This is a genomic window from Actinomycetota bacterium (assembly GCA_005774595.1).
Lineage (GTDB): Bacteria > Actinomycetota > Coriobacteriia > Anaerosomatales > D1FN1-002 > D1FN1-002.
Window position 1 is genome coordinate 1 of sequence record VAUM01000177.1, and the last position, 4,009, is coordinate 4,009.

Here is a 4,009-nt window from a genome sequence, read left to right on the forward strand (position 1 = left end):
CGGTCGGTGGCATGCACTGCGCCGCCTGCCAGCAGGTGATCGAGAAGACGCTGCTGAAGGCCCCCGGCGTGACGTCCGCGACGGTGAACCTGACCGCCGAGACGGCGGCCGTGGACTTCGACCCGCAGGTGGCAGGCCCCGACGAACTCATCGCGGCGGTCGTCGCGGCCGGCTACACCGCCACGGTGCGGCAGCGCGTCTCGCCGCTGGCCGATGCCGGTGAGGACCCCCAGCGCGTCGCGCAGCGCAAGCACTACGAGCACCAGAAGCGGCTGTTCGTCTTCGCCCTGGCGCTCTCCGTACCGCTACTCGTGGTCTCGATGGTGCCCGCCGCGATGGAGACGGTGCCGCTCGCGGTCGCCGTCTGGCTCGCGAACACGATCGGCGGCGCCTGGGACCCGATGCTGGTCGGGAAGTACATCGGCTTCATCCTTGCGACGCCCGTGCAGTTCTACGCAGGCGCGCAGTACTACCGGGGCGCGTGGCACGGCCTGAAGAACCGCGCCGGCAACATGGACATGCTCATCGCGATCGGCACGTCCGCCGCGTACTTCTACTCGGCCGCTTCGGCGTTCGTGCCCACGCTGGCCGCCGAGCCGGTCTTCTTCGAGACCTCCTCGCTGCTCATCACCTTCGTGCTGCTCGGCAAGCTGCTGGAGTCGCGCGCGAAGGGGCGCACCGGTGACGCCATCAAGAAGCTCATCGGCCTGGCGCCCAAGACCGCCCGCGTCGTCCTCGGCGGTCGCGTGACCGAGGTGCCGGTCGAGCAGGTCCTGCCCGGCGACATCGTCGAGGTGCGGCCCGGCGAGAAGGTCCCGGTCGACGGCACGGTCGTGTCCGGCACGTCCGCGGTGGACGAGTCGATGCTCACCGGCGAGTCCATCCCGGTCGAGAAGCACCCCGGCGACACCGTCATCGGCGCGACCATGAACAAGCTCGGGTCGTTCCGCTTCCGCGCGACCAAGGTCGGAGCCGAGACGGCGCTGGCCCAGATCATCAAGCTGGTCGAGGACGCGCAGGCCACCAAGGCGCCGGTCCAGCGGTTCGCCGACCGGATCTCGGCGGTCTTCGTCCCGGCGGTCGTCGGGGTCGCGTTCGTGACCTTCCTCGTGTGGCTGTTCGTGGTGCCGCGGTTCGTGGCGCCGGACTTCTACATGGCGGTCACGCCGTTCGTCAAAGCGCTGCTCGCCGGCACTGCGGTGGTCGTCATCGCGTGCCCCTGCGCGCTCGGCCTCGCCACGCCGACCGCGATCATGGTCGGCACCGGGAAGGGCGCCGAGAACGGCATCCTCATCAAGAGCGGCGAGGCGCTGGAGACCGCGTACCGCATCAAGGCGATCGTGTTCGACAAGACCGGCACGCTCACGCACGGTTCGCCCGTCGTGACCGACCTCGAGCCGGTCGGCGGCCTGTCCGCCGCCGAGATGCTGGCGTTCGCAGGGGCGCTCGAGCGTTCGAGCGAGCACCCGCTCGCCGAGGCGATCGTGGCGCGCGCCGCGGCCGACGGCGTCGAGATGCCGCAGGTCGAGGGCTTCGCCGCGGTTCCCGGCCACGGCGTCGAGGGTACGGTGGGCGGGCGCCGCGTCGCGCTCGGCAACCGCAAGCTCATGGCCCGCGAGGGCGTGGCAATCGACGCGCTGGCCGCTCGGCTCGACGAGCTCGAGTCGCACGGCAAGACCGTGATGCTCGTGGCCGTGGACGGCGTGCTCGCCGGCTTGGTCGCGGTCGCCGACACGCTCAAGGAGGCCTCGGCCGAGGCGGTCGCACAGCTCACCAGGATGGGCGTCGAGGTCTACATGATCACCGGCGACAACCGCCGCACCGCCGAGGCGATCGCCTCGCAGGCCGGCATCGCCCCCGACCACGTGCTCGCCGAGGTCCTGCCCGAGCACAAGGCCGCAGAGGTCGCCAAGCTCCAGGAGCGGGGCCTCGTGACCGCGATGGTCGGTGACGGCATCAACGACACGCCCGCGCTCGCGCAGGCCGACATCGGCATCGCGATGGGCGCCGGCACCGACGTGGCGATGGAGACCGGCGGCATCGTGCTGATCAAGAACGACCTGCGCGACGTCGTGACGGCCATCGAGCTGTCCCGCGCGACCATGCGCAAGATCCGCCAGAACTTCTTCTGGGCGCTCGGCTACAACACGCTGGGCATCCCGGTCGCGGCGCTCGGCCTGCTCCGTCCGGAGCTCGCCGGCGCGGCGATGGCGCTGTCGAGTGTGAGCGTCGTGACGAGCTCGCTGCTGCTGCGCCGCTTCCGTCCGACCCTGAACCGGGCCGCGTAGGCCCGCACCGACAAGAGAGGCACTTCGATGGGACACATGCAGGCATGGACGCGAAGGGGCGCGATCGCGCTCGTCGCGATCATCGTCGCGGCAGTCGCGCTCGCAGGATGCACCTCGGCGAAGACCGCCGAGGAGAAGGATCCGGGCGTGTGGGGCTACGTGGCCTCCGCTGACTCGGCGCAGCTCGAGCTCGCCGACAAGCAGCTCGGCGTCGACCAGCTCATCGTGGACCGGGTGAAGGTCCCCGAGGACGCGTGGGTGGTCGTGCACCTGGACGACAACGGCAAGCCGGGCGCACGCGTCGGGCTCACCGCGATCCCGAAGGGCGAGAGCGCGGACGTCCGCGTCACGCTCGAGAAGGTCACCTCGCCGAAGGTCATCGTCGCGATCCACGCGGACCGCGCGACCGGCGGCGAGTTCGACTTCGACATGATGGCCAAGGAGATGAGCCCGGACCGGCCGTTCTTCGTGGACGGGAAGGAGCTCGCGAAGGTCGCCGAGGTCCGTGAGTTCGGCGTGCGCGTCAACGAGGGCACGCCGCGCATCGCGGTCGAGGACCAGCCGGGCGTCCGGGAGTCGCTCGTGGTATCGCTCGCAGCGGCGCCGACCGACGCCTGGATCGTCGTGCACGCGGACGACGACGGCGCCCCGGGCGCACGGGTCGGGCTCGCGCACGTGACGGCCGGCGAGAGCCGCGGTGTGACCGTCGCGCTCTACCCGGTGCCGCTCACGCCGGACCTCTTCGTCGCGCTCCACGCCGATCGCGGTGAGGCCGGCACCTTCGAGTTCGACATGATGGACAAGATCAACAGCCCCGACCAGCCGTTCTTCGTCGGACAGGACGAGGTCGCGATCAAGGTCGCGGTGCAGTAGGGGCGGAGTCACGCGCGCGCTTCGGGAGGGCCGCCCCGCGGGGCGGCCCTCGCCTATGCGGGAGGCCGCACGTTCAGTGCGTTGTAGCCCCACACGGACAGCGGCGGGATGAGCAGCGGCAGCAGGTAGAGCAGCGCCTCGCCCGCGTCGCCCGGCACGACGAGCCCGCAGACCGCGGCGGCGAGCGCCACCGCGCCGCCGAACGCTATCGAGAGTAGGACCGAGCCGGTGAAGCCCTGGTAGCGCGCCATCGCCTTGACGCCTATGGGCGACGCGGCCGCGAACCCCAGCAGCGCGCCGACGGCCCGCCACGCTTCGAGGACGTCGGGCACGAGCATCTTGAACCCCACGGCCCACACGATGCCGAGCGCCGTCGCGCCGAGCGCGCCGAGCCCGGTACCAGCGAGCGATTGCAGGAACAACGCGATCAGGTTGGGGCGCTGTACGGGCCGCTGCATGGCCCCCCGATCCCGGGCGCGGACGGTCGCCTGCGAGTATCGCACGCATGGGCGCCGCTCGCGGGGTACAGTGGGGTAGAACGACGTCCGACCCGAAAGGTGCGCCGCATGCCGACGGTCGAGGTCCGGGGACTGACGAAGGTCTACGGGAGCGGCGAGACGGCGGTGACGGCGCTCGACGGTGTCGATCTCGCGGTGGACCCGGGCGAGTTCGTCGCGGTCATGGGGCCGTCGGGCTGCGGCAAGTCGACCCTGCTCAACCTGATCGGCGGCCTCGATCGCCCCACCTCGGGCACGGTCAGCATCGACGGCGTCGACATCTCGACGATGTCCGACGACGACCTCACCGAACTGCGCCGCCGCCGCATCGGCTTCGTGTTCCAGCTCTTC

4 protein-coding genes are annotated in these 4,009 nt (G+C 71.1%); 3 read left to right on the forward strand and 1 reads right to left on the reverse strand.

Annotation, left to right across the window (positions count from 1 at the left end; all coding sequences use genetic code 11):
- Positions 1-2,288, forward strand: a 2,288-nt coding sequence (locus FDZ70_07350) for a copper-translocating P-type ATPase (protein TLM74030.1), incomplete at its 5' end; no start/stop codon positions are given.
- A gap of 27 nt (positions 2,289-2,315) precedes the next feature.
- A complete protein-coding gene (locus tag FDZ70_07355) occupies positions 2,316-3,161 on the forward strand; it encodes a hypothetical protein (protein TLM74031.1) in 846 nt (281 codons plus the stop codon).
- Positions 3,162-3,214: 53 nt separating this feature from the next.
- On the opposite strand, the gene FDZ70_07360 is transcribed toward FDZ70_07355, so the two are convergent.
- Entirely contained in the window at positions 3,215-3,619 is a 405-nt protein-coding gene (locus tag FDZ70_07360) for a hypothetical protein (GenBank protein TLM74032.1), read from the reverse strand.
- Between the two features lie 108 nt (positions 3,620-3,727).
- Between FDZ70_07360 and FDZ70_07365 the strand changes: the two genes are divergently transcribed.
- Positions 3,728-4,009 (forward strand): ATP-binding cassette domain-containing protein (locus FDZ70_07365; GenBank protein TLM74033.1); only part of this gene is annotated, 282 nt, incomplete at its 3' end.